The 26,498-nt window shown below is 40.6% G+C and carries 24 protein-coding genes and 1 riboswitch; of the genes, 6 read left to right on the forward strand and 18 right to left on the reverse strand.

Annotated features, from left to right (window positions below):
• The first annotated feature begins 305 nt into the window (after positions 1–305).
• Entirely contained in the window at positions 306–2,510 is a 2,205-nt protein-coding gene (locus B3317_RS08970) for an FISUMP domain-containing protein (RefSeq protein ID WP_291110787.1), read from the forward strand.
• A gap of 131 nt (positions 2,511–2,641) precedes the next feature.
• Here B3317_RS08970 and B3317_RS08975 read toward each other — a convergent pair whose 3' ends face one another.
• From B3317_RS08975 to cysS, 6 genes are all read right to left on the reverse strand, one after another.
• Entirely contained in the window at positions 2,642–3,070 is a 429-nt protein-coding gene (locus B3317_RS08975) for an RNA-binding S4 domain-containing protein (RefSeq protein WP_291110789.1), read from the reverse strand.
• A gap of 3 nt (positions 3,071–3,073) precedes the next feature.
• The gene (gene pth, locus B3317_RS08980; protein WP_291110791.1) at positions 3,074–3,637 is read right to left on the reverse strand and encodes an aminoacyl-tRNA hydrolase; all 564 of its coding nucleotides are present in this window, start codon (positions 3,635–3,637) and stop codon (positions 3,074–3,076) included.
• 27 nt (positions 3,638–3,664) lie between these two features.
• Entirely contained in the window at positions 3,665–4,246 is a 582-nt protein-coding gene (locus B3317_RS08985; RefSeq protein WP_291110793.1) for a 50S ribosomal protein L25/general stress protein Ctc, read from the reverse strand.
• A gap of 178 nt (positions 4,247–4,424) precedes the next feature.
• A complete protein-coding gene (gene gpmA, locus B3317_RS08990) occupies positions 4,425–5,171 on the reverse strand; it encodes a 2,3-diphosphoglycerate-dependent phosphoglycerate mutase (protein ID WP_291110795.1) in 747 nt (248 codons plus the stop codon).
• Between the two features lie 126 nt (positions 5,172–5,297).
• Complete coding sequence (yaaA, locus tag B3317_RS08995; protein WP_291110797.1) at positions 5,298–6,059, reverse strand: peroxide stress protein YaaA; 762 nt, start codon at positions 6,057–6,059, stop codon at positions 5,298–5,300.
• A 17-nt stretch (positions 6,060–6,076) separates the two neighbouring features.
• Positions 6,077–7,546: a cysteine--tRNA ligase gene (cysS, locus tag B3317_RS09000; RefSeq protein ID WP_291110799.1), complete on the reverse strand. Its 1,470-nt coding sequence runs from the start codon at positions 7,544–7,546 to the stop codon at positions 6,077–6,079.
• Between the two features lie 187 nt (positions 7,547–7,733).
• Here cysS and B3317_RS09005 point away from each other — a divergent pair, with 187 nt between their 5' ends.
• Together B3317_RS09005 and B3317_RS09010 are read left to right on the forward strand one after the other, a co-directional pair.
• The gene (locus B3317_RS09005) at positions 7,734–8,153 is read left to right on the forward strand and encodes a VOC family protein (RefSeq protein ID WP_291110801.1); all 420 of its coding nucleotides are present in this window, start codon (positions 7,734–7,736) and stop codon (positions 8,151–8,153) included.
• Between the two features lie 91 nt (positions 8,154–8,244).
• Positions 8,245–9,180 (forward strand): helix-turn-helix transcriptional regulator, encoded by a 936-nt coding sequence (locus tag B3317_RS09010; RefSeq protein ID WP_291110804.1) that lies wholly within the window; start codon positions 8,245–8,247, stop codon positions 9,178–9,180.
• On the opposite strand, the gene dusB is transcribed toward B3317_RS09010, so the two are convergent.
• The 6 genes from dusB to B3317_RS09040 all read right to left on the reverse strand — a co-directional run bounded on the left by dusB (position 9,170) and on the right by B3317_RS09040 (position 14,234).
• On the reverse strand, positions 9,170–10,162 hold the full coding sequence (gene dusB / locus B3317_RS09015; RefSeq protein ID WP_291110806.1) for a tRNA dihydrouridine synthase DusB: 993 nt from the start codon (positions 10,160–10,162) through the stop codon (positions 9,170–9,172). The two genes, B3317_RS09010 and dusB, sit on opposite strands and share 11 nt — an antisense overlap.
• A 73-nt stretch (positions 10,163–10,235) precedes the next feature.
• Positions 10,236–10,913, reverse strand: a complete 678-nt coding sequence (gene mnmD, locus B3317_RS09020) for a tRNA (5-methylaminomethyl-2-thiouridine)(34)-methyltransferase MnmD (protein ID WP_291110808.1) — start codon at positions 10,911–10,913, stop codon at positions 10,236–10,238.
• A gap of 23 nt (positions 10,914–10,936) precedes the next feature.
• A complete protein-coding gene (ispF, locus tag B3317_RS09025; RefSeq protein WP_291110810.1) occupies positions 10,937–11,413 on the reverse strand; it encodes a 2-C-methyl-D-erythritol 2,4-cyclodiphosphate synthase in 477 nt (158 codons plus the stop codon).
• Positions 11,414–11,529: 116 nt separating this feature from the next.
• Positions 11,530–12,693, reverse strand: coding sequence for a type IX secretion system outer membrane channel protein PorV (gene porV / locus B3317_RS09030; RefSeq protein WP_291110812.1), 1,164 nt, complete (start codon positions 12,691–12,693; stop codon positions 11,530–11,532).
• A gap of 133 nt (positions 12,694–12,826) precedes the next feature.
• A complete protein-coding gene (locus B3317_RS09035) occupies positions 12,827–13,453 on the reverse strand; it encodes a fumarylacetoacetate hydrolase family protein (RefSeq protein ID WP_291110815.1) in 627 nt (208 codons plus the stop codon).
• A 43-nt stretch (positions 13,454–13,496) separates the two neighbouring features.
• Complete coding sequence (locus tag B3317_RS09040; protein ID WP_291110816.1) at positions 13,497–14,234, reverse strand: polyprenol monophosphomannose synthase; 738 nt, start codon at positions 14,232–14,234, stop codon at positions 13,497–13,499.
• A 594-nt stretch (positions 14,235–14,828) separates the two neighbouring features.
• Here B3317_RS09040 and B3317_RS09045 point away from each other — a divergent pair.
• Positions 14,829–15,674: an energy transducer TonB gene (locus tag B3317_RS09045; protein ID WP_291110819.1), complete on the forward strand. Its 846-nt coding sequence runs from the start codon at positions 14,829–14,831 to the stop codon at positions 15,672–15,674.
• 48 nt (positions 15,675–15,722) lie between these two features.
• Here B3317_RS09045 and B3317_RS09050 read toward each other — a convergent pair whose 3' ends face one another.
• The 6 genes from B3317_RS09050 to B3317_RS09075 all read right to left on the reverse strand — a co-directional run bounded on the left by B3317_RS09050 (position 15,723) and on the right by B3317_RS09075 (position 22,864).
• On the reverse strand, positions 15,723–17,846 hold the full coding sequence (locus tag B3317_RS09050) for a Tex family protein (protein ID WP_291110821.1): 2,124 nt from the start codon (positions 17,844–17,846) through the stop codon (positions 15,723–15,725).
• An 87-nt stretch (positions 17,847–17,933) separates the two neighbouring features.
• Positions 17,934–18,311 (reverse strand): GxxExxY protein, encoded by a 378-nt coding sequence (locus B3317_RS09055; protein ID WP_291110823.1) that lies wholly within the window; start codon positions 18,309–18,311, stop codon positions 17,934–17,936.
• 263 nt (positions 18,312–18,574) lie between these two features.
• Positions 18,575–19,246 carry an RluA family pseudouridine synthase gene (locus tag B3317_RS09060; protein ID WP_291110825.1) on the reverse strand — a complete coding sequence of 224 codons (672 nt, stop codon included), beginning with the start codon at positions 19,244–19,246 and terminating at the stop codon, positions 18,575–18,577.
• A gap of 110 nt (positions 19,247–19,356) precedes the next feature.
• The gene (locus B3317_RS09065; protein WP_291110827.1) at positions 19,357–20,853 is read right to left on the reverse strand and encodes an acetyl-CoA hydrolase/transferase family protein; all 1,497 of its coding nucleotides are present in this window, start codon (positions 20,851–20,853) and stop codon (positions 19,357–19,359) included.
• A gap of 230 nt (positions 20,854–21,083) precedes the next feature.
• A complete protein-coding gene (locus tag B3317_RS09070) occupies positions 21,084–21,665 on the reverse strand; it encodes a non-canonical purine NTP diphosphatase (protein ID WP_291110828.1) in 582 nt (193 codons plus the stop codon).
• Positions 21,662–22,864, reverse strand: a complete 1,203-nt coding sequence (locus B3317_RS09075) for a pyridoxal phosphate-dependent aminotransferase (protein ID WP_291110830.1) — start codon at positions 22,862–22,864, stop codon at positions 21,662–21,664. Before B3317_RS09075 ends, B3317_RS09070 begins: the two co-directional genes overlap by 4 nt.
• Positions 22,865–23,072: 208 nt before the next feature.
• Positions 23,073–23,248: riboswitch (cobalamin riboswitch) on the forward strand.
• 110 nt (positions 23,249–23,358) lie between these two features.
• On the opposite strand from B3317_RS09075, the gene B3317_RS09080 reads away from it, so the two are divergent.
• Both B3317_RS09080 and B3317_RS09085 read left to right on the forward strand, forming a co-directional pair.
• Positions 23,359–25,353, forward strand: a complete 1,995-nt coding sequence (locus B3317_RS09080; RefSeq protein WP_291110832.1) for a TonB-dependent receptor plug domain-containing protein — start codon at positions 23,359–23,361, stop codon at positions 25,351–25,353.
• Positions 25,354–25,374: 21 nt separating this feature from the next.
• Positions 25,375–26,490 carry a DUF5074 domain-containing protein gene (locus B3317_RS09085; protein WP_291110834.1) on the forward strand — a complete coding sequence of 372 codons (1,116 nt, stop codon included), beginning with the start codon at positions 25,375–25,377 and terminating at the stop codon, positions 26,488–26,490.
• The last annotated feature ends 8 nt before the right edge of the window (positions 26,491–26,498 follow it).

Consider the following 26,498-nt stretch of genomic DNA (forward strand, 5'->3'; position numbering starts at 1 on the left):
AGAGAGAGAGAGAGAGAGAGAAAAAGAAAGAAAGAAAAACCTGCCATAAATATTTTCTCAGAAAATTTCACATAATAAATCCTTCACAAGAATATATTCGCATGCGTATATACGTGCGTGAAAATAGAAAATATTTATCCCCCCTTATTTTACAACATGTGGATATTTTTGCTTTCCGGTAAAAAGTGTCTTCCTTAACTTTCCTATGCCGTACTGCGGGCGAAAGGTCCGTATAATCCTTTTGAAACTACATTTTACAACATAAATTAAAGACTATGCAAAATCATGATTATGATAATACAACAATGAAAAAAAGAACTTTCAAACAATTAGCGGCCATAAGTCTGGTAAGCCTTATAGCCCTGCAACTACAGGCACAGGTGACAATAGGCGCAGGCCTTGAACCTGCCAAAGGATCTTTATTAGACCTGAAACAATATAACCCGAAAGCGGACAATACGACCTCCACCAAAGGCTTGATGCTGCCACGGATAACCCTGACCGACCCGAATAAACTATACCCGATGTTCGAGAAAACACCGGGATCAGGGACGGCAAACAGCGATTACGACACCGACGCGAAAAAGAGGACACAGGATGCGCAGCATACGGGACTTTGGGTGTATAATCTAACCCAGTGCGACGGCAAGTTCGCCCGGGGTGTATATACATGGACGGGTATGGAGTGGGTGCAACTGACCAATAACCTCATCCTGACAGGCAATCCTACCCTTATCTTTACTCCCGCTCTGCCAGCAGATAACATGATTCATATCCCCAGCGGTCAGGACTTGCGTACCTTGACAGCCTATACGCTGTTCGTAACCTTTGGTGAAACGAATCAGGTAACGGGTGCTTGGGCTAATAACATTAGCGGGGGTCTGGTATTCACAGCTAATCCGCTCGCCCCGCAATTTCCCGCTATATGGTCAACTAGCCCGATATCGGATATTTCCGTTTTTCCGGATGTAATGACAGTCACTGACCTGACATCGAACCCCTTCCTGACCCGTGAATCGAAGCTGACAATAACAGGACTTCCGGGTACAGGGTCCTGCCCCGGTGGAGGAACAATACCTCGGATAGAGACAATTATCCTGAACCAGACTAATTATTCTATACTGGCAGGTTCCGTATCTAATCCTATTAAACATATTATAATTAAAGATACTAATTCTGTTAATTTGGAAATATTATCGAATGTAGCCTGGCAGGCCAACGCTGTTTCAGATGGTAGTAGCTGGAATGTTCGTGATATATTGCAAAGTTATACTACAGACTTGAAAGATAGTACAACTGCTGATGGTACGACAGGCTCAAATGATAATTTCGTTTATAAAGGCGCAAATGCAGATATCGGTAAAAGATACACCACTGCCACAGTAACATTTAAAGATCCATTGGAGCGCGCTAAAGATTTTGTGATTAATGTAAAACAGTGTCAGGGAACTCCTGATATGACTGGAGTACAATATGATGCAACACCTTCCGAGACTAGCAGTGCAAATAATACATGGAATGGAGATATAGTCCGCCATTTGGAAAAGAGAGATGCTGCCAATAAATTAATTTATGCCGAATTTTATTCAGCGCAATTTGGTAATGCCGGCAGATGGATGATTACAAATCTTGCGGCGGAAGCTTATGATGACATAGCTCATCAAGGTGGCCGCACGCTGACGCGTAATGCAAATTCCGGTAATGCATATAATACTGCCTACTGGGCTTACCCGAATGTGAGCGGGCAGAGCGTTACCAGTGATGCCGAATATAAGAAAAATTCTTTTTTAGGCTATTTATATACATGGGATGCCGCTACTGCCGGGAAGGGATCAATTCCATATCAGGATGGGGTACAGAATGGCATACCGTATATTAATGCAAAAACATCTACAGGTGGGAATCAAAGAGTATTTGATGGTCGATATAATAGAGACAAGGCCGGAGGTCCGAACGATGGTTGGATAGGAGATCAAACCGAAGCCGGAATGATGGAATGGGATGGGGTGAGTGTAAGAGATGCAAGTACAACGACTCAGGTAAGCAGGCAGGGCATTTGCCCTAAAGGCTGGCATTTACCTAGCGACTATGAGTGGACGCAACTGGAACAAGAAATTATACGTTTAACTACAAGTTTTGCCGATGTTCAGAATAATATTGTTACACAAGGTAATGTCCAGCAACCAACAGTAGTATTAAATAAGAATGATGAGAATGCAACGGATTTGTGGCGCGGAACTACACATGGCCAAGCTATGAAAGATATTTGCGAATCCAGCTTTACGGGAACAAGCAGATCTACCCTAAATAATGGATTTGCCATTCTACTTGCAGGATATGTAGATAATGGGCAGGCCGGTGGATATGGTGCCGACGGTATATATTGGACTAGCAGCATTTCTCACGGCACAGCCGTCTCCGGAAGGATTTTTAACAAGGATGAAAACAGAGTTCATCGTTATAGGCCATATCGTTACTATCAGTTTCCTGTCAGATGCAAAAAAGATTGATCCGATGACACTTCAATAATATACTTCACTATTGGAAATCTGTGGGTCGGGATGATCCGCAGATTTTTTTATGGGGCGCATTGCTTTTTTCTATGTGCAGTGAAATGTTTTTCTGAAAGTTTATCTGATAACTAATCCTCTGTTTCCAGATCCCAATCGTCAAAGAATGAGTAGTCGTCTGTAAACTGTTCCAATTCGCGGCGATCTTTTTTTGTAGGACGTCCTGTTCCACGGGCACGGTCTACAAATCCGGTCATTTTGGACATCTCCAATATTTCCAGTTGCGACGGAGGGGTTACATCGCGCATAAATTCAGGCACGAGCTTTGCCCCCATCCTGTTTTCGGAGAGAGCGAGCACTTCGAACGAATATGTCACAGGCGGGCGGCGAACCTCTATTATGTCTCCGGCTTTTATCATCCGTGATGGCTTTATAGTTACGCCTTTGATTGTTATACGCCCTTTTTTGCAGGCCTCTATGGCTATAGAGCGCGTTTTGAACAGACGCACGGCCCAGAGCCATTTATCGATTCGCACTTCGTTCTTTACTTCTTTAGCCATATCTTATTTATTATTATACTGATTCATTGTGTTTTGTATCCCTGCCAGACAAAAACTCTTTATTATTTCTCCGCAAATTTCCAGTTTAGCAGGAAGTTCTTTTTCCTCTTCATCAGAGAAGTCTTCCAGAACATAATCAACCTGTCCTCCTCTTGGGAAATCATTTCCAATGCCAAAACGTAAACGCGCGTATTCCTGCGTGCTCAAAATCGACTGTATGTGCTTCAATCCGTTATGCCCGGCATCACTGCCTTTTCCTTTGAGGCGTAAAGAACCGAACGGCAAAGCCAGATCATCTACTACGACCAGCACATTTTCGACAGAGACTTTTTCCTGATTCATCCAATAGCGCACGGCATTACCACTGAGATTCATGTATGTCGATGGCTTTAGCAAAATCAGCGTGCGTCCCTTCACTTTCATCTCTGCCACAAAGCCGTAACGCCTGTCTGCAAAAACAATATTGGACGCTTTAGCTAAAGCGTCCAATACTCTGAATCCTATGTTGTGGCGGGTATATTCGTATTCTCGACCAATATTGCCCAGTCCGACAATCAAATATTTCATTCGTTATATTTCTATAGTTATCCGCTATTAGCCGTTTTTAGCCGCAAGACCTCTGGCTGCACGAGTCAACTGAACACGGCAAACAACGCCATTTTTCGCATTCAGCAATTCAAGTCCTTCGAAATGAAGTTCTCCAACCTGAATAGATTTTCCTAATGCAAGGCCTGAAACATCAACATGTACTTTTTCCGGTACTTTATCATAAAGAGCTCTTACTTTCAGTTTGCGCAGGTCAAGAGATAATTTACCCCCGGCCTTAACACCTTCTGCCAGTCCGTCAAGTACTACCGGTACATCAATTGTAATCGGTTTGTTTTCGAATACATGAAGGAAATCAAGGTGCAGAATTTCATCTGTAACAGGGTGTACCTGCACATCTTTCAATATTGCTTTATAGTTGTCTTTCCCTACCGTAAGGTCTACAAGGTAAATTTCAGGAGTGTAAATCAATTTGCGCACATCGCTGTTTGTCACCGTGAAATGGATAGCTTTGTCAGCTTTTTCGCCACCATAGATAACCGCAGGGATTTTGTCTTCTTTACGAAAAGCCTTAGTTGCTTTTTTGCCAATGTCTGTTCTGACTTCGCCTTTTAGTTCAAATGTTTTCATCTTTTAATTTTAAATGTGTTACTCAAATCAAGGATTTGCTTCCTCATTCCCATCACACGTACGGGCTTATAAAAGCGGGGCAAAGATAGTGGTTTTCTTTCTATTATCCTAACTTACACAAGAAGAAAGAGCATATATTTTTGCGAATATATGCTCTTCATATGCAAATTCTTAATATTTACTTCTTCTTTCCCTGATTAGCAACAGCATCCATCAGTTTTTTGATTTCTTCAGGATCACCAAGGAAATAATCTTTTACAAGATTCAAATCATCATCAAATTCGAAAACGTAAGGAACTGCTGTAGGCAGGTTCAGGCTTACGATATCTTCATCAGAAATACCTTTCAGATATTTAATAATACCACGAAGGCTGTTTCCGTGAGCAGCAACGATAATTTCATCATGACACATCAACGACGGATAGATAACTTCCAGCCAGTAAGGAAGGATACGCTCTACGGTTTCTTTCAATGCTTCAGTTTCAGGTATATATGCTTTAGGTACGCATGCATAACGTGGATCTTGTGAAGCGGAGCGCGGATCTGTAGATTCCAGTGGAGCAGGCGGCACGTCATAACTACGTCTCCAAACCAGTACTTGCTCATCACCATATTTTTCTGCAGTCTCGGCTTTGTTCAAACCCTGAAGCATACCGTAATGTTTCTCATTCAAACGCCATGTTTTTTCAACCGGAATCCAGTCCAGATCCATTTGATCGAGGATATTATTCAATGTCTTAACGGCTCTTTTCAGATATGAAGTATAGGCCAGAGTAAAGTTGAAACCTTCTTTCTTCAGCAATTGTCCTGCTTTTACTGCTTCCTGAACTCCTTGTTCCGACAAGTCTACGTTAGTCCATCCCGTAAAGCGGTTTTCTTTGTTCCAAACGCTTTCCCCGTGGCGAATCAATACTACTTTTTTCATCTTTATTTACTATTTAATTTATGTTTTTTCTCGCAACACAAAGTTAACAAGAAGTTTCAAGATTTAAAAATTTAAAGATTTCAATATTCTTTCTAATTCTTGCCATCTTGAAATCTCGATATGCATTTACCTTACAAATACCCATTCCTTATCATCCGATAATTGTGGGGCAAAAACATAGCCTTCGGTGTCGAATCCCTTCAGATGTTCTATCTCTTTAATCTGGTGCTGAATAATAAAACGGGTCATCATTCCCCGCGCTTTCTTAGCATACACCACAATCTGCTTATAACCTTTATCTGTCTGCTGTTTAAAGACAGGGGTTATTACCTTATGTCCTTTTGGCAAGAGTTTACGGTTTACAGCTTTTGCATATTCTTTTGAAGCAAGATTAATCCACACATTATCATCCGCTTTCATCTGTTTAGCCAAATATTTACTGATCGTTTCCGACCAGAAAGCATATAAATCTTTACCTCTGTTGTTTGCCAGCGGAATTTGCATTTCCAAACGGTATGGCTTTATCAAATCGAGCGGACGAAGGACACCGTACAAACCGGATATATGTATCAGATGCTTCTGCGCAAAATCAAAATCCTGGTCTGAAAAAGTTTCTGCATCCAGCCCCTTATAAGCAATGCCATTGTATGCAAATATTGCCTGCCGCTGCGGGGTTTTTGCCAATGGGAATGCATGAATATATTGATATACATTATGTGCCAGCTGCGGATTAATACTCATCAATGAAGCTATCTCCTGCGCGGATATACCTTCCATCGACTTATACAATTCGTCCGCCTCTTTGGTATAAAGCGGAGTAGTAGCTTCTTTTACGGGAACCGGGGATTCAAAATCCTGAAGTTTCGCCGGAGACATTGTTATTATCATATTGTAATACTAAGATTTCATTTGAGTTTCCATTCCGCGCCGTCCTTACCGTCTTTTATTTCAAAGCCGGCTTTGGCCAATTCATTTCTGATCTGGTCAGATGTCGCCCAATCTTTGTTTTCTTTTGCTTTTTGACGAATATCGAGTAGTAAGTCTACAGCTTTTCCGAATGCCTCGTTATTATTTGCAGAGGATGCCTCATTACGAATACCCAACACAGAGAACAGAAATATATCAAATATATCCTTCAATTCGGCAATATCTTCCTTCGTCAGTTTTATATTCCCTGCTATAGCCGAGTTTATTGTTGTACTGGCTTCGCATAAATGAGCTATAACTACTGCTGAATTCATATCGTCGTTCATTGCATCATAACATTTCTGACGAATACTTCTTACATCCACTGAAGATGTATCCGAAACAGCAATTTTATCCAGTCTGCCATATGAATCCAAAAGACGTTCGAGGCTCTTCTCGGCAGCCTGCAATGCTTCATTACTAAAGTCTACCGTACTGCGATAATGCGCCTGCAGGATAAAGAACCGTACCGTCATAGGAGTATATGCCTTTTCCAACAGGTCGTGGCTACCGGCAAACAGTTGCTCGAGCGTAATAAAATTACCTAACGAGCGTGCCATCTTCTGTCCTGCAATGGTTATCATATTATTGTGCATCCAGTATTTTACCACCTGATGCTTTTCCATAGCTGTATTCTGGGCTATTTCACATTCATGGTGAGGAAACATCAGATCGAGACCGCCACCGTGTATATCGAATTCCTTTCCCAGATATTTGATACTCATAGTTGAACATTCAAGATGCCATCCCGGGAAACCATCACTCCACGGAGAAGGCCAGCGCATGATATGTTCCGGCGCAGCTTTCTTCCACAAGGCAAAGTCCACCTTACTGCGTTTCTCGTCCTGCCCGTCAAGTTCACGGGTTGTATTCAGCATTTCTTCTATATTCCTATGAGATAGAATACCATAATCGTAATCTTTGTTATATTTTACCACATCGAAATAGATAGAACCGTTACTTTCATATGCATAGCCGTTTTTTACTATTTCTTTTATAGATTCTATCTGCTCTATTATATGGCCCGATGCATGAGGCTCTATAGATGGCGGCAATGTATTCAGATCATTCATTACCTTGTGGTAACGGTTGCTGTAATATTGAACTACCTCCATCGGCTCCAACTGTTCCAGACGTGCCTTTTTCGCAATACGGTCTTCTCCGCTCCCTTCTTCATTTTCCAGATGCCCCACATCTGTAATATTTCTCACATAGCGCACCTTATAGCCGATATGCTGCAAATATCTGAATAGCAAATCGAATGTAACGCCATGACGGGCATGCCCGAGATGAGCGTCACTATATACTGTAGGACCACATACATACATCCCCACGTGAGGTGCATGAAGCGGTTCGAATACTTCTTTTGTACGGGTCAGAGTGTTGTAAACCGATAGTTTTTGTTCCATAATCTGCTTCTAAATTTTTAGAGGTACAAAAATACGAAATTTGTTTTGTATAAAATACAGGACAGCGGGATATTGTAAGTGAATCAACACTTTTTGATTTTTCTAAAAAAGTGCGACATAGGGTTGTCACTACTACCCCCTACTTTTACTCCCGATATCAGTATAGATAAATTAAAAACAAAAAAGTATGAAACTAAAAGTACATCTGGTTTATCCGGGAACATGTGAAGAAGCGTTCAATCTCTATAAAGAAGCTCTGAACGGCGAAATAGTATTCACTTTCCGCAAAAAGGAAGACAGAACCTTTCAGGCAGCCGAAACCGACAAAGAGAAAATCTCTCACATGGTGCTCAATACGCAGCATTTCGAATTAGCCGGAGAAGATGCCAACTCCGGAGAAATCGTGGAAAGCGGAAACAACAACAAGCTGGTGTTATCCTTCTACAATCCGGACGATTTACACCGGGTGTTCAACCTGTTATCTAAAGAGGGCACAATCGTAAGCCCGCTGGAAAAGACATTCTTTACTGAAGCCATAGGCGAGATTATAGACAAATATGGTATCCGATGGCTTATTATGATGTCTGACGATGATTATTCGGCCTAAAGACGTAGCCTTAAAATAAGATTGGTAGAAAACTCTGGTTGTTCTGCCAATCTTATCTTATTTTTGCAAAGCAATCCCAAACTGGAAACAAATGAACCGTATAGACAGATTATCGGCAATACTGATAATGCTTCAATCATCATCTATCGTAAAGATAAAGCAAATCACAGACCGTTTCAATATCAGTACCCGTACTGTTTACAGAGATTTACGGGCTTTGGAGGATTCCGGAATCCCATTAGCAGGTGATTCGCGCACAGGCTATTCGTTAGTAGAAGGCTTTAAACTCCCTCCTCTGATGTTTACCCAGGAAGAGGCCTTCTCATTTATTGCGGCCGAAAAACTAATCGACAAGTTTACGGACAAGGGATTTAAATCCAGTTACAAATCAGGGATTGAAAAGATCAAAGCTGTAATGCGGCTAGCCGAAATAAAGACAATAGAGGACTTCAACAATAAAATCGGCACACTCAATTATCACCTGAAAAATTCGGAAAGCACCCAAAACATCCTGCACGAACTAATAGACGGAGCAGCTAAAAGGAAAAAAGTATATATAACCTACTATTCCTATAACAGAAACGAAACGACAGACAGGACAGTAGACCCGATTGGTATATTCTTCTCTATGTCTAACTGGTATTTAATCGCATTCTGCAATACTGTAAAAGATTACCGGACTTTCCGGATCAGCCGGATTCAAAATATCACCCAAACCAATAAAGGCTTTGAATTGAATCATCCACCACTCGACTCTTTCCTTAAAACACTTGGAGACCGCGAACATCTGCAAAAAATTGTTATCGAGGTCAACGAAAAAGACATGCTTCTTATTGATGAAAACAGGTATTATCAAGGACTCATCACAGAAAAAGAAGTCAATGGAAAGATCGAGTTACACTTCATGACCTTCTCTTTCGACAGGTTTGCCCGTTGGTACCTATCTTATATCGATATTGCCAGAATCGTATATCCGGTTGAATTCAAGACAATAGTTAAAGAAATATTATCCAATGCTAATCTGTAGCTAAGCCAAATTGCTCCGGTATATTATCGATTATAGTAAATAAGTCATCCACAGATTCGGTTCGAAGCATAGACACCCGTATTTTCTTAAAATCGGGAATACCTTTAAATACAGGACTTCCCGCCAAATGACGGCGGCTATGTATGATCCCGCCTCTCTCGCCGGAATGGGCTATATTCTTCCGTACCAAATCTTTCAAAACATCAAGATACCATGTAAACTCCTTCTTTGGCATAGATTCTCCTGTGGCCAGATAATGTTTCACCTCTTCGAATATCCACGGACCGCCGATGCTGCCACGACCGATCATTACGGCATCCACACCTGTTTCGTCAAAACGCCGTTTGCAGATTTCGGGTGTGGTTACATCCCCATTGCCAATAATCGGGATATGCATGCGTGAATTATTCTTTACTGCACCAATCAGTGACCAATCAGCTTCTCCTGAATACATCTGGGCACGAGTACGCCCATGCAATGTTAAAGCCTGTATACCTGTATCCTGTAATTGCTCCGCCAGTTCTACAATTATCTTTGAATCGTTATCCCATCCCAGGCGGGTTTTCACTGTCACGGGGATATTCACAGCCTTTACGACGGCAGCAGTGATTTCCACCATCAGTTCGGGTGTCCGCATCATGCCCGAACCGGCACCTTTTCCTGCCACTTTCTTCACAGGGCAACCGAAATTTATATCCAGTATGTCGGGACTGGCTTCTTCACATATCTTTGCAGCCTCTACCATCGCGTCCACCTCCCGCCCGTATATCTGGATAGCTACGGGACGTTCTTCTTCGCTGATAGTTAGTTTTGCCTGTGTTTTGTTTACATGACGTATAAGAGCGTCGCTGGATACAAACTCGGTATATACCATATCCGCGCCAAAACGTTTACACATCAATCTGAAACCCATATCGGTAACATCCTCCATAGGAGCAAGGAACACCGGGTTTTCAGAAAAATTTATATTACCTATTTTCATTAAATTTTGACTCTAAATTTTGGAAGTGCAAATATAGATAACTTTTATCAGAAGTAAAAAATCATAGAAGCACTTAACTATTCTTCGTCGCCCGCAACATCTCCCGTTTTCCTGGAGGCCCGGGTAACCGTTCCGTTGTAAAGCCGGCCTGCTGCATCATCCGGCGCACTATTCCTTTGGCACAATAGGTAACCAAAATACATCCGTCGCCTGATATAGCACACAATTTATCAAAGATTTCCTGAGTCCACATATCGGACTGTTTATCGGGAGCGAAGGCATCAAAATAGATAATATCTACATTTTCTTTTATTTTCGAGAAATTGAGACTTGTAAAGTCCGCCTTTATTTTGGTAAGAAAAAAATTATCGGTTATCTCCGATTCTTTTTCCCAGTCCACACTATGCAGCCTATAATACATATCCTGCTCTATAGATAAATATTTATCAGGATAATTCAAATCTTTAATAATATTATCGGATAAAGGATAAGCCTCTATGCTTGTATAGTGGATAATCCGTCCTGTCCTTCTACTTTCAAGTAATGTAAGAAAAGCATTCAGTCCTGTACCGAAACCTACTTCGAATATATGGATTGTATCTCTGCGACAATGTTTTAATCCTGCTTCTATAAAGACATGCGTAGATTCTTGTATAGCCCCGTTTACCGAATGATAATGCTCGTTCAGTCCGGGTATAAAAAGAGTGTGAGACCCGTCAGCAGTTAACTCTATTACAGGTTTCACACTCATTTTGCACTGTGTTTAACTATCACTTATTTTTCTATTAAAGCCACGGCATATGCGGCAAAACCTTCCTCACGGCCTACAAATCCCATTTTTTCGGATGTGGTAGCTTTAATAGAAATATCTTCTTCAGAGATTTCAAGTATCCCTGCCATTATCTTTTGCATCTGAGGTATATGCGGATTTATCTTAGGACGCTCGGCACAGATAGTCGCATCAATATTGCCGATCCTGTACCCTTTTTCCGTTATAACCTCTAATGTTCTGGCCAGTAAAATCTTGCTATCTATATCTTTATATTCTCCCGCAGTATCGGGAAAGTGAAAACCTATATCGCGCAGATTTGCCGCACCTAACAAAGCATCACAAATCGCATGTATCAGGACATCAGCATCGGAGTGTCCCATAAGTCCCTGAGTATGGTCGATCTTCACACCTCCAAGCCACAATTCACGATTGTCTGCCAAACAATGTACATCGTACCCAAACCCTACACGTATCTTCATTTTATTTAATTTGAGAATTAGCACATTAGCATATCAGTAAATTCAATAACTATGTGTACTGCTAGCCGCTTGCACTATTTGCTGATTTCCGAATTTACTAATATGCTAATTAAGTTTTATCTGAATAAATTTTTCATTCCGTCAATGTCGAACGCCAAAGAGAAACGGAGTGTCTGGTCTAACGGGTTTTGTTGTGCAGTAGCAAGCATATAAGCTACATCCAGCTGGAAAGCTGTCAGCTTGAACCCTGCCCCGAACGACAAGTACTGACGGTTACCCTTCATTTTGTTTTCATGGAAATAACCGGTACGAAGGCGGAACTTATTATCATAGTCATATTCTGCACCAAGCGACCACATTATTTCTTTCATCTCTTCCGAAAATCCGCCGGGCGCATCCCCAAACGATTTAAAGATACCGGATATAGGGCTGATATTCTGATAATCTTCAATCCGTTTCCTATAATCGTTGATACTTTCATCTTCTTCCTGTACAGGAGGTGTAGGCACCAGCAACTTATTGATATCCATACTGAAAGACAATGTACTTACATCGTTCATCGGATACATCAATGAAGCTCCTAAGCGCAGGTTTGTAGGCAGGAACTGATCCCTGTCTCCGCCTGTTGTTGCTATCTTAGTACCGATATTAGATATATTAAAACCGAAGCTTAATAAGCTTTCCGATTGTCCTATGTTTATATACGACTCGTTATAACCTGCTACATCGGCAGCCCATGCATTACCCGGAGTTGTTTCTTCATCCGCGCCCGAATAATCGGCACGTATATAACGTACTGTTACTGAGCCGGAAAATGTTTCTGTCAATTTACGCGAATAGCCTAAATCGACAGCCAGTTCGTGAGGGCTCAGTGTTTGTCCCGTCCAACCCGCATCATTGGCAATATTGACATTACCTACAGAGAAGTAACGTACCGAAGCACTTAATGCCTGATTATTTTCATTACCCAGTTTATAATATCCTACGCCATAAACCAGCGCTATATCATTGATGATTTTTCTCAACCAGGGTGTATATGATAATCCGAATCCCGCCTTACTTGGTGAAAATGCATATTTTGCAGGATTCCAGTGTTGTGAATACACATCGGGTGCAGTAGCTACTCCGGCATCTCCCATACCGCCACCACGGGCGTCAGGGGCAATAGATAAAGACGGCATTGCAGTCAAAATCGGATTGATATCTTCCTGAGCAACCATGCTAAATGTAGTGAGTGCAAAAGCATTTACCAGCAAGACTTTTTTTAAGAAATTCTTCATTTATTCCACTATTTATTTTACGTAATTAAATTAATTTGGTTAAGGAAGTTTATAGTTTGTACATTCTTCAGTTATAGTTATAACTATCTTTTATCGATTTTATTATTTTTATTTCAAATTTTAACATACTATTCTAACAAATATGTAATTCCAATAGTTCATCTTCCTCCAGAATACCTTTCAGATTATTTCCTATTTCAACTTTTCCCACTCCTGCGGGTGTACCGGTAAATATGAGGTCACCGGTCTTTAATGTAAAGAAGCGGCTTGCAAAAGCTATAATCTTATCCACCGAATGAAGCATCTCGCTTGTATTCGCCAACTGAACAACTTTATCATCTATTCTGAGCATGAAGTCCAGTTCCTGAATACTTTTTCCATACTTTTCTTTCGGGACAAAACTACCTACTGCCGCGGAATTGTCAAAAGCCTTCGATATTTCCCAGGGCTGGCTTCTTTGTTTTAATCCGGCTTGTATGTCACGTGCCGTAAAGTCTATGCCTAGTGTTATTTCATTATAATAGCGATAAGCAAAACGTTCTGCAATATTCTTACCCATTTTATCGATACGGACTACCAGTTCGGTTTCGTAATGAATATCCGATGAAAAATCAGGTATATAAAAACGGTTCTTATCGCCTGACAACAAGGCTGTATCGGGTTTCATAAAGAGAACAGGATCATCGTCTTTATCAGACAACGCACGACCCATTTCCTTATTATGTGTCTGATAGTTAAGACCTACGCAGATAATTTTCATTTATATCACCTAAAATTAAATAAAGAGCAAAAATACACAAGATTTATTGTTTCTTCTTTATGCCTCCGAACAATTGCCTGAATCTCATCGTCAATACACCAAAGACTCCCTCCGCAAAGATACCCGAATTCATTTTGGAAGTTCCCAGCATCCGGTTTACAAATACGATAGAGACTTCTTTTATATCAAATCCCAGACAATAAGCCGTATATTTCATTTCTACCTGAAATGCATATCCCTTGAAACGTATATTATCCAAGTCGATGGTTTCCAATACATTTCGCTTATAGCATACGAATCCGGCTGTAGCATCATGTACTTTCATTCCCGTAATAAAGCGCACATACTTAGACGCAAAATAAGACATCAGCACCCGTCCCATCGGCCAGTTCACGACATTCACCCCGCTATAATAACGCGAGCCTACGGATAAATCCGCGCCATCATTCGCACACGCGTCATACAGGCGCAATAAATCGTCCGGATTATGCGAAAAATCGGCATCCATTTCGAATACATATTCATATGAACGTTCCAGTGTCCAGCGAAAACCCGCGATATATGCCGTACCTAATCCTAATTTACCGGCCCGCTCTATCATATTCAGTCGTTCCGGAAATTCGGATTGAAGCTTTTTCACAATGCCTGCCGTACCATCGGGAGAGCCATCGTCGATAATAAGAAGATCGAACATCCGGGGCAAATCGAGCACGGTTCTGATTATAGCCTCTATATTCTCCTTCTCATTGTAGGTGGGTATTATAACTAGGGAATTGGACATATACTTTTCGTTCATTTACAATAGTCGTTTTGCGTGACTCGGCATAATCAAAATAAATTTTACTTCTGCTCCCGCTATTTAAAACGTTCCTTTAATTAAAGCCACAAATGTAGCATTTTAAGAATTGATAAATAAAAAATAATGACTAAAAATAGTAAAAACAGCCGTCTGTTTTGCGGCTCAAAGCACAGACTTGGTTACCCTTACATTATTTTTACATTTATTAACTACACATGGTTAAAAAGTAACAAAGGTAACACTTATTTCAGTAAACAGTTAACAACTCGTACCTCGTATCTTGTCTACTCGTATCTCATATAACTTTCAACTTATTACTCATCACTCATTACTTACTTATCCCAATACTTCAAAGAGCCCTATAAGCTGACAGCTAAAGGCTATCAGCTATATACAGAGATAAAGTTTTCAGAATATTATATATGTAAAATTTCAGCTATACCACTCTATACAAGAAATAAATATCTATCCGGAACTATTTTCAAAAAAATTTAAGCCCTTTTATGGAATTTAAAGCTTTTACATATCTATTAGGTACAAAAGGGAAATAATTAATAACATATAAAACTTACTGTTATGAAAAACTTAGTTAACTTAAATTCCGCAGAATGGTGTGATATTATTTTTGAAGGTAAGAATAAATCATATGGTGCATTTGAATTACGCCAATCCTCTACCAAAAGGCACTTGATCGCATTTGGCGTAGTGGTATTATTCGCTGCTTTTGTTTCTTGTCTGCCGACAATCATCAGTACGATTAATGCTGCCACTGCAAAAAATCATACAGGTGGTGTAGATGACATATACACGACATCGGTAATTGAAGTAGAAAATAAGTTGACCGAACCTGAAGTTATTCAGCCTAGCATACCGGAACCTCCAAAATTCCTTCCGATGCAAAAATTTGCCCCGCCTACAATTGTAAAGAACGAAGATGCCCCCGATGAGACTGAGATGGCCAATATGAGCGACCTGACTACAGACAAAAGGGAGATCGGTAGCTTTGAAGTAGAAGACGACGGTTCTGACCACAAAAACGCTGCCCGTAAAGAATTTGAAACCAATGTAGTAGGTGACGGACAAGGTGGAGCCGCCCCTAAAGAACCTGAAGTATTCGTAAGCGCTCAATTCATGCCTCAATTCCCTGGTGGACAAGCCGACATGTATAAATATATATACGATAATATCAAATATCCGGTTGTGGATCAGGAAATGGGAATACAAGGAACAGTTACTGTAAGATTCGTAGTAAGCAAAACCGGAGATATCACTGATATCCAACTACTGAAAGGAATCAGTCCTACCTGCGACAAAGAAGCCATAAGAGTACTGAAAGACATGCCTAGATGGATACCGGGCAAGAATAACGGGGTTGCGGTTCCGGTTTACTTTACAATGCCGATTGTATTCAAATTGAAATAATTAAGAGCGAGTATGTAATAAGAGGAGCGGCTTAACAGCCGCTCTTTTCTATTTCTTCATCGATAGCTGTACCCTTTTCCGTGTCAAATCAACGGACAATACTTTGACTTCTACATGCTGATGAAGAGACACCACCTCTGTAGGGTCAGAAACGAAGCGGTCTGCTATTTCCGAAATATGCACCAACCCGTTCTCTTTGATACCCACATCCACAAAGCAACCAAAGTTTGTAATATTAGTAACGATTCCGGGAAGAATCATACCTTCACGTAAGTCATCGATAGTACGGATATTAGGATCGAATTCAAACATCTTAATGCCTTTACGCGGGTCACGTCCCGGTTTATCCAGTTCTTCTATTATATCGTTCAGCGTAGGTAATCCGACCGTGTGCGTTATATACGACTTGAGGTCGAGCGATTTTTTCAATTCTTTATTCTGAATCAATTCTGAAACAGTACACTGCAAATCTTTCGCCATCTTTTCCACTACATGATAACTTTCGGGATGTACGGCAGAATTATCCAATGGGTTCACAGCTTCGGCAATACGAAGGAAACCTGCACACTGTTCAAAAGCCTTTTCTCCCATGCGGGCTACTTTCATAAGTTCTTTACGGGACTTGAAAGCACCATGTGCCGCGCGATAATCAACAATATTCTGTGCTAACACAGGCCCTAACCCTGACACGTAAGTCAACAGGTGTTTACTTGCGGTATTTACATTTACACCAACGAGATTTACACAACTTTCGACGGTCAGATCGAGGGAATTTTTCAATTTTGCCTGATCTACATCATGCTGGTACTGCCCTACTCCGATGGATTTCGGATCTATCTTCACCAATTCGGCCAAGGGGTCCATCAGACGACGACCAATAGACACTGCCCCCCTGACTGTCACATCATAATCCGGAAATTCTTCACGGGCGATTTTGGAAGCAGAATAGATCGATGCCCCATTCTCACTTACAACGAATACTTTCACTTCCTTTTCGTAACGGAGGTTGGTAATAAAACGCTCCGTTTCGCGGCTGGCAGTACCATTCCCGATAGCAATAGCATCTATATTATATGTAGACACCAGTTTCACCACTTTATTGCCGGCCTTGGATGTTTCATTTTGCGGTGGATGCGGATAAATTGTCTCATTATGCAACAGGTTTCCTTCCGCATCGAGACACACAAGTTTGCATCCTGTACGGTATCCCGGATCGATACCCAATACCCTTTTCTGGCCCAATGGTGGAGCAAGCAGAAGTTGACGCAGATTTTCAATGAATACACGTATGGCCTCCTCATCCGCCTTTTGTTTCGATAAAGCTGAAAACTCCGTTTCTATCGACGGCTTCAACAATCGTTTGTATGAGTCTTCTATGGCATCGGCCACATAGTTAGTGGCTTCATTATCGTTATCTCCCTTTATAAAGCGCTTGTCCAGCCTTTCCAGTGCCGTATCTTCATCCGGTGCAATGTTTACACGAAGAAAACCTTCCGACTCCCCTCGACGTATTGCCAGTATACGGTGAGATGAAGCCTTGCTCAGTTTTTCGGAAAAATCGAAGTAATCGCGATATTTGTCACCTTCCTCTTCTTTCCCCTTCACTACCTTAGCGGTAATAACGGCCTCCCTCTCAAAAAGGTTGCGAATAGCATTACGGGCATACTCATCTTCATTTATCCATTCGGCTATGATATCACATGCCCCGGCAATAGCTTCTTTCGTATCTTTTACATCGCCTTTTACATATGAGAGGGCTTTCCCTTCCACATCCACCGGGTGTTGCGCCATAATCAATTTTGCAAGCGGCTCCAATCCCTTTTTACGGGCTATTTCGGCACGCGTCTGGCGTTTGGGTTTATAAGGGAGGTAGATATCTTCGAGTTCCGAACTGTTCCAACAGTTTTCGATACGCGTTTTCAGTTCAGGTGTCAGCTTCTCCTGTTCTTCTATCGATTTCAGGATTGTTTCGCGGCGCTTTACGAGTTCATTGAGCTTGTCATTTTGTTCTTTTATAGCTCCTATCTGAACCTCGTCCAGTCCTCCGGTTACTTCTTTACGGTAGCGGCTGATAAAAGGGATGGTTGCACCCGAATCCAACAAGCCTATTGTTTTTTCGATTTGTGAAGCTTTGATGCTTAATGCTGATGATATTAGGTCTGTAATTTTCATATTTAGTATTTTATTTCTCACAAAGGCACGAAGACACAAAAATAGTATCTTCAATGGTATTGCTCACTATCTTTGTATAGTATATTTTTATAGGTTATTTACAATTCTTGTTATTCCGTTTTTTATAAGGGGTTCATTAAAATTGATTAGTAGTCCCAGCTTAATATCTGTTATTTTTAAATATGTAAACAGTTGTTTGGGATGAACAGATGATATTTTTTCAACAGATTTCAACTCAATGATAACCTTATCTTCTATAATTAAATCTGCCCGGAAACCAATATCCATTTTCAATTCGTCCCAGAATACAGGAATAGTTTTCTGTCTTTCTACTTTCAAATCCAGTATATTCAATTCATAATACATTATTTCTTCATAAACAGACTCTAACAAACCCGGCCCTAATTCAGAATGTATACAATATGCAATATCTACAATATGTTTTGATATTTCATTTTCACTCATGTTCTTAAAACTTTTTATCTCACGCAAAGACGCAAAGGCGCAAAGAAAAATATTGAAAATAACTTTCGAAAAACAAAGAATAGAGTTGGAATCAAATAAAAGCGAATAACACTTTTACTTTTTTATTCAAAAGCTTTCTTTGCGCCTTTGCATCTTTGCGTGAGATTTTTCTTTTGTATTTAATTACTGATTCACATTACTTACCAATCTTATTCTGTTTTCCATTTTTCCTATATACCTTATTTTGCACATTTGCGAAAGACTTATATTCCACCAAAAGCCTGCCACAAATTATCTTCCGGCACAGGTGCAGTAACTTCGATTAATTCTTTCGATACCGGATGAATAAAGGATATCTTACGTGCATGCAGGCTGATGCCACCATCGGGATTGGAACGCTCAGCCCCGTACTTCAAATCCCCTTTTATCGGGCTGCCGATTTTTGCCAGCTGGCAACGTATCTGATGATGGCGGCCTGTTTCCAGATCTATTTCGAGTAAGCTATATTTATCTGAACGGGCAATTAGTTTATAATGCAGTATAGCCTGTTTAGAATTCGGCTTCTCCGTATCATATGCATACGATTTATTCTGTTTTTCATTCCGCACCAGATAATGCTTCAACGTTCCCTCCGGCTGCTTGGGCGTATTCTTTACAATAGCCCAGTATGTTTTGCTTATTTCCTTATTCTTAAACATATCATTCAGGCGGGACAAAGCCTTGCTTGTCCTGGCAAAGACCACGATCCCGCTCGTAGGACGGTCGAGGCGGTGGGTAACGCCACAAAAAACATTTCCCGGCTTATTGTACTTCTCTTTCAGGTATTCTTTCACGATTTCCGAAAGCGGTTTATCTCCGGTCTTGTCTCCCTGTACAATTTCCGATACAGTCTTATTGACAATTATAATATGATTATCTTCGTAGAGAACAGTCATTATGAAAATTTCAAGATTGCAAATTCAAAGATTCCAAAATTATTACAAAGAAAAACCTTTCGATTGACAATCGAAAGGTTTTCTCAGTTATAATGTTTAATATATATGTGTTAAGCGTTCTTTGGTTTTCTCCAGGTAACGTTTTTCATGTCGCCTGTTTCCTGGAATGCTTCGTGAAAAGCAAAGGCATTATACATATCGAACCTTGTTTGTCCCTTAGGTGCATTCTTAATATATTCCTGCAATAGAGGACGGTAATCCGGATGCACACAGTTATTGATGATTTCCTGCGCACGGTCTTCAGGACATTTGCCACGAAGATCGGCAACACCGTACTCCGATATGATTACTTTCACGGAATGTTCACTATGATCCTGATGTGCAACCATTGGCACAAAAGAACTTATCTTTCCGTCTTTTGCCACCGATGGCGTAACGAATATAGATACATATGCACTACGGGTAAAGTCACCCGAACCTCCGATACCATTCATCATCTTGGTACCCATCACATGGGTTGAGTTAATATTACCATAAATATCCGCTTCAATAGCTGTATTGATGGCAATAACACCCAGACGGCGAACTACTTCAGGATTGTTTGAATATTCGGAAGGGCGCAATACGATCCTTTCTTTGAAGAAGTCCAGATTCTGATATATATGCTCGATACAAGGATTACTTACAGTTAAAGAACAGCCACTTGCGAATTTCACACGTCCCGATTCCATAAGGCCTATAACAGCGTCCTGAATAACCTCGGTATAAACGTCAAAATCAGGAATTTCCTTACTTTCACCCATGGCTGCAAGCACAGCATTTGCTATATTACCCACACCTGACTGTACAGGCAGAAATGTTTTTGGCATACGGCCTTCCGCCATTTCCTTAATAAAGAAATTAGCTACATTTTCTCCGATTTTCGCAGTTACTTCATCTACCGGAGCGAAACCATTTCCTTCATTCGGTTCGTTGGTTCTTACAACGATTATTTTTTCAGGGTCTACTTTTATGTGGTCTTTACCTACGCGGTCATGTACACCATATACCGGAATGTCTTCACGTGTAGGCGGGTCCTGCGGCTCCGGAATATCATGTATTCCACGCATTGCCTTCGGGTTCCATTCATTTAGCTCTACAATGACTTTTTTTGCCAGACGGCTTACCGTAGGAGAGATACCGACACCACATGTAGGGACTATTTCACCATTCTCTGTAACTTCACATGCTTCTACGATAGCGTAGTCTACTTTTCCATAATACCCGTAACGGATATCCTGTGCCATTGTGGAGAGGTGCAAATCGCAATATTTGATTTCTCCATTATTGATTGCATCGCGCATGCTTTTGTTTGTCTGATAAGGTGCACGGAAGTTAATAGCTTTCGCCCTGGTTAAGACCCCGTCTAACTTATCTCCAGTGGATGCTCCTGTGAACACATTTATTTTGAAAGGATTACCCTTTGCATGTTCTTCTTCGGCGCGTTTTGCGATAAATCCGGGTACTACTTTGGGACATCCTGCATGCGTAAAACCGCTAAATCCCACATTGTCGTTGTTGTTGATAAGTGCGGCTGCCTCTTCAGCAGTCATAAATTTTAAAGCCATTGTTTTTTAAAATGTATGATTTATATAAGTTATTAAGTTGATTTTCATATGTGTTTCGCTTTCGCGCTGCAAAAGTACAAAATAAATATCTGATGTGCTATTTTAAATCATTAAAAATTCGAAGACTACAATTTAGTCCTGTTATTCAAAAAAAATAAAGACTTTCATTTCTAATGAAAACAATATACATAAACAAAAGGAAATCGTCCTTGCAGGCTGTACTTATAAAATCAGATACCTTCCAAAAAACTGCACAAAGCTTTCACAGCCAGTGCACGGTGGCTTATATTATTTTTAACATCACTTCCTAATTCGGCAAATGTCGCTGTATATCCGTCGGGCATAAATACCGGATCATAACCAAATCCGGCAGTCCCTTTTTCTTCTGAGATTATTTTTCCGTTAATTTTCCCGTCAAAAAGATATTCCTTTCCATCCAGAATCAACGCTATTACAGACCTGAAACGGGCCTTACGGTTTGTAACGCCATCCAGATTAGCCAAAAGTTTTCTCATATTGGCTTTAGCATCATGTCCATCTCCGGCATAACGGGCCGAATACACACCCGGCGCGCCATTCAATGCTTCTACTTCAAGCCCTGTGTCATCACCGAAACTGTCGTAACCGTATTTCTCTTTCACATAGCGGGCTTTTATCAAAGCATTTTCTTCCAGGGTCTCGCCCGGTTCGGCTATATCTTCATCGCAACCAATATCTTTAAGGCTTAGTATTTCAAATTTATCTTTTACAACTTCCCTGACCTCTTCCAGTTTATGAGTGTTGTTTGTAGCGAACACAAGTTTTCTTTTCATTTCTCTTTCTGCACATTATAAGTTTCCAATGCTTTTTCTAATACTGTAAGCGCATTTCCCAGATCATCTTTATTGAGTACATAGGCTATGCGAACCTCATTTTTCCCCAGTCCCGGTGTTGTATAAAAGCCTGAAGCTGGAGCCATAAACACAGTCTGTCCTTCGTACTCAAAATCGGACAGGCACCAGGCGCAAAATTCATCGGCATCATCTACCGGCAGACGTGCAACCGTATAAAATGCTCCCATAGGAATCGGTGAATATACCCCCGGTATACGGTTCAGGCGGTCGATAAGGAACTTACGTCTTTCCACATATTCATCGTAGGTATCACGAAGATAATCAGGACTTGCATCCAGTGAAGCCTCTGCCGCAATCTGGCCGATAAGCGGAGGACTAAGGCGCGCCTGACAGAATTTCATCAGAGTCTTGCGTAATTCCTTATTTTTAGTAATCAATGCGCCGATACGGATACCGCACTCGCTATATCTTTTCGAGACCGAATCTATCAGCACCACATTATCCTCGATACCGACAAGGTGACAAGCCGAAATATATGGCGAATTGGTGTAGATAAACTCACGGTATACCTCATCCGAAAATAAATAAAGATCATGCTTCTGCACCAGATGCTTTATCTGATTCATCTCGGCACGCGAATATAAATATCCTGTCGGGTTATTCGGATTACATATCATAATTCCTTTTGTTCGCTCATTTATCAGCTCTTCAAACTTTTCAACCGGGGGCAAAGCAAACCCTTCTTCAATAGAAGAGGATACTGTGCGGATAATGGCTCCGGCCGATACGGCAAAGGCCATATAGTTGGCATAAGCAGGCTCCGGCACTATTATTTCATCACCCGGATTGAGGCAGGCCAGAAATGCGAACAATACAGCTTCCGACCCTCCGGTAGTAATAATTATATCGTCAGCCGATACATTTATATTATACTTTGCATAATAACCAACCAGTTTCTCACGATAAGAACGGTATCCATCGCTGGGACTATACTCCAGTATAGTGCGGTCGATATTGCGTATCGCCTCAAGCGCTTCTTCGGGAGTAGGCAGATCAGGCTGTCCGATATTCAGATGATATACTTTCAAACCCCTGGCTTTAGCCGAGTCGGACAATGGAGCCAATTTCCTGATGGGAGAATTCGGCATTTCTATTCCTCGCTGCGAAATATGTGGCATAATGCTATTTTAATATATATTTTATTTTCAACAAGGCGCAAATATACGAATTTTACTTATGAGTTATAAGTTATACGCGACGAATTTATAGCGTCTTCATTTACCCGCTTTACTTATTTTTCACCCCTGCTCTTCCTTATTAATTGGTAAGCATGATGATACTCATTACAAATAATTATCGCAAAAAAGTAAAACTTCTATATTATTGTGTATCTTTGCGCTACTTTGTTCCATTAAGGATGAAAAGGGAATCAGGTGTAAATCCTGAACAGACCCGCTGCTGTAAGCTCTGGGAATGTTTATATCAAAATACCACTGTTGCAAAATGGGAAGGTGATATGAGCAAGAGCGAGTCAGAAGACCTGCAAAGTAATACTTTCGACAGCTTTCGAGGAATAAGGCTTAAGAAACATGCGTAAAAGAATCCAACCACCCTTCTTTTTCTTTGTTCTTATCGGATGCTGCAATTATACTAAAAGATATATTTTGCATAGATGAGAATTTTATTTTCTACCTTTTTATTTTTTTATTCTTTCGCTTGTACATCTTTACCGGCACAAACAAATGATAGTATCAAGACACAAAAGCTATCGGAGGTAGAAGTATCTGCACATATAAAACCCTCGGCTGCCCGCTCAACGACACCGCTTCAAGTCATTACTACAGAGTCTATTACAGAGCAAGGATTGCAATCGGTATCTGACGTTGTACGCCGCTTTAATGGTGTCGTACTCAAAGATTATGGAGGTATCGGCGGACTAAAAACAGTTGCTATACGGGGAATGGGAGCGGAACATACAGCGATCAGTTATGATGGAATCACTGTCAGTAACGTACTATCCGGACAGGTGGATATAGGCCGATTTGCTTTGGATAACATATCTGCCGTATCGCTCAGCATAAGTCAGTCAGATGATATATTTCAAACAGCAAGGGTACTGGGTTCTGCCGGAGTACTTAATCTGCAAACAGCTATTCCTTCGTTTAATGAGCATAACCACGAGGGTAAAGCAAGAATAACAACAGGCTCGTTCGGGTTATTCAATCCTGTCCTCGATTATTCGCATAAAATAAGCAATTCTTTTGCCATATCAGCTAACGGGAGCTGGCAACGTGCCGATGGTAATTATCCTTTCAAACAGGAAGACGATAAACTGTTACCTGACCGTAAAAGAAAGAACAGCGATGTGGATATCTTCAGAACAGAAATAAATATCTTCAATAATTTCGGTAAATCCGGTGATCTGCGCGCAAAGATCTATTATTTCGATTCGGAACGTGGATTGCCCGGGAGTGTGACTATAGCAAACGATTATGCGGCCGAGCGTCTCTGGGATAAGAATTTCTTTACCCAGATGGTGTACAACACCACATTCAGCCCTAAGCTCAAATTCAGATCACAAGCCAAATATGACTATACGTTTACACGATATGTAATAGAAGAACTGAGCGACAGGAAAACGAATCGTTACAAGCAGCATGAAATATACCTTTCCAATGCATTGTTATATATGATAAACAATAACTTTTCGGCTTCTTTGGCAGAAGATCTGAGCTATAATACGCTCAATAACGACATGGCTACCTTTGCGGACAACCTTCCCTACCCTAAGCGGTATAACTCACTTACCGGAATAGCAGCAAAATATGACATTAAACAATTTACTGCCACTGCAAGCCTGCTGGCAACATATATATCAGAAAAGGTGAAGAACAATAGCGACAATAACACTTATAAGAGACTGACACCTACAATCAGCGCTTCGTATCAGCCTTTCGATGTAACAAATCTGCGTTTCAGGGTGTCATATAAGGAATTGTTTCGTGTACCGACTTTCACCGAATTATATTATTCTTCTATATCGAAGAAGCTAAATCCCGAACTGGCACGCCAATTCAATATGGGTGCAACATGGGTAGGTAGCATTTCCGACGTTCTCAATTACGTGAATGCATCTTTAGACGTGTATTATAATAATGTGAGGGATAAAATTATCATAATACCATATCCCTTTATGGCAAGTAGCACTAATCTGGGAAAAGTACGGATAAAAGGTGTGGATCTGAAACTGGCGACAAATATTTCACTGGGCGACAAAATGAATGTGGATATCAATGGCTCATACAGTTATATGGAAGCACTTGACATGACCGATCCGGGCAACAGCAAGACATACAAGAACCAGATACAATATACGCCGAAACATTCGGGAGCGATAACGGTAGGCTTCAATAATCCATGGGTAAACTTTTCATACTCTATTGTTGCAGCAAACAAGCGTTATTTTAATATACAGAACATTAAGGATAACCGTATAAACGGATACTCCGACCATAGTATCTCCTTATATAAAAAGCTAAGAATAAAAGGTTATGATTGTTATCTGCAAGGTAACCTGTTGAATATCTGGAACGAAAATTATGATATAATCGCATATTACCCCATGCCGGGACGATCATTTAAAATAACCGGCGGATTCAAATTTTAAACATTTAAATAAAAAATAGAAATGAAAAAGTTTTTAGTAAAAGGAATGTTATTCTCTATGTTGGCTTTCGCCTTCGTTTCTTGTGACTCTGATGATTTTGAAGAGCCATGGGTGGAACCTGAGGTAATCACAACTGGTGTGTATATTCTCAACTCAGGACAAGATGGAAAGAATAATGCTATACTAAGTTATTACAATCCTGAGACAAATGTATTAACCGGAAAGATCTTCCAGAATCAAAACGATGGACTGATTATAGGTGATACGGGAAATGATATGGTTATCTATGGTAACAAAATGTATATTCTGGCAAGTGGTTCTAATAAAATATATATTACCGATCTTAAAGGTAAATTGCTAAAGTATAGCAATGGTAATGACGCGATCATCGAACCGTTAAATGCTTCCAACCAGCCTCAAAAACCGCGCGAAGGAGTTGCCTATGAAGGCAAAGTATATGTAAGCCTATTTGACGGATATGTGGCACAGATAGACACTACAAGTATGGCAATAACAAAAACGGTACAGGTAGGCACATATCCTGAACAACTGACAGTAGCCAAAAACAAACTCTATGTTGCTAACTCCGGCTATGGACAAGGATCAACGGTTTCGGAAGTAGACTTGAGTAGTTTCACTGTTAAAACAATTGATGTGGTTAAAAATCCGAACAAAATTCTTACCGATAAAAACAATTTTGTTTATATCATATCATGGGGCGACTATCAAAATACACAGGCAGTTCTTCAAAAATATGACCCATCGACAGGTAAACTTACAACACTGGGTACAAAGATAGCTTCAAAAATGGCCCTGAGTAAAGATAATGATAAGCTATTTCTCATCTGCTCAACATATGATGAATCATGGAGTCCAACAACAAAGCTTCAATCATTCAATTTGACAACAAATACTCTGGATGAAAAATCATTTATAACAGTTCCTGCTAATATGGATATATCAAAAGCATACAGTTTGGACGTAGACCCTATCAATGGGGATATATATATTGGTACGAGTGATTATTCAACCAATGGAAATATGTACATATTTTCTGCAGATGGAACTTATAAAACAAGCTTTGGTACCGGAGGTATCAACCCTATGGGATCATACTTCGTTACAGGTGTAAAATGATAATATAG

The organism is Dysgonomonas sp. UBA7710 (genome assembly GCF_002482385.1).
In the GTDB taxonomy this organism is placed as follows: domain Bacteria; phylum Bacteroidota; class Bacteroidia; order Bacteroidales; family Dysgonomonadaceae; genus Dysgonomonas.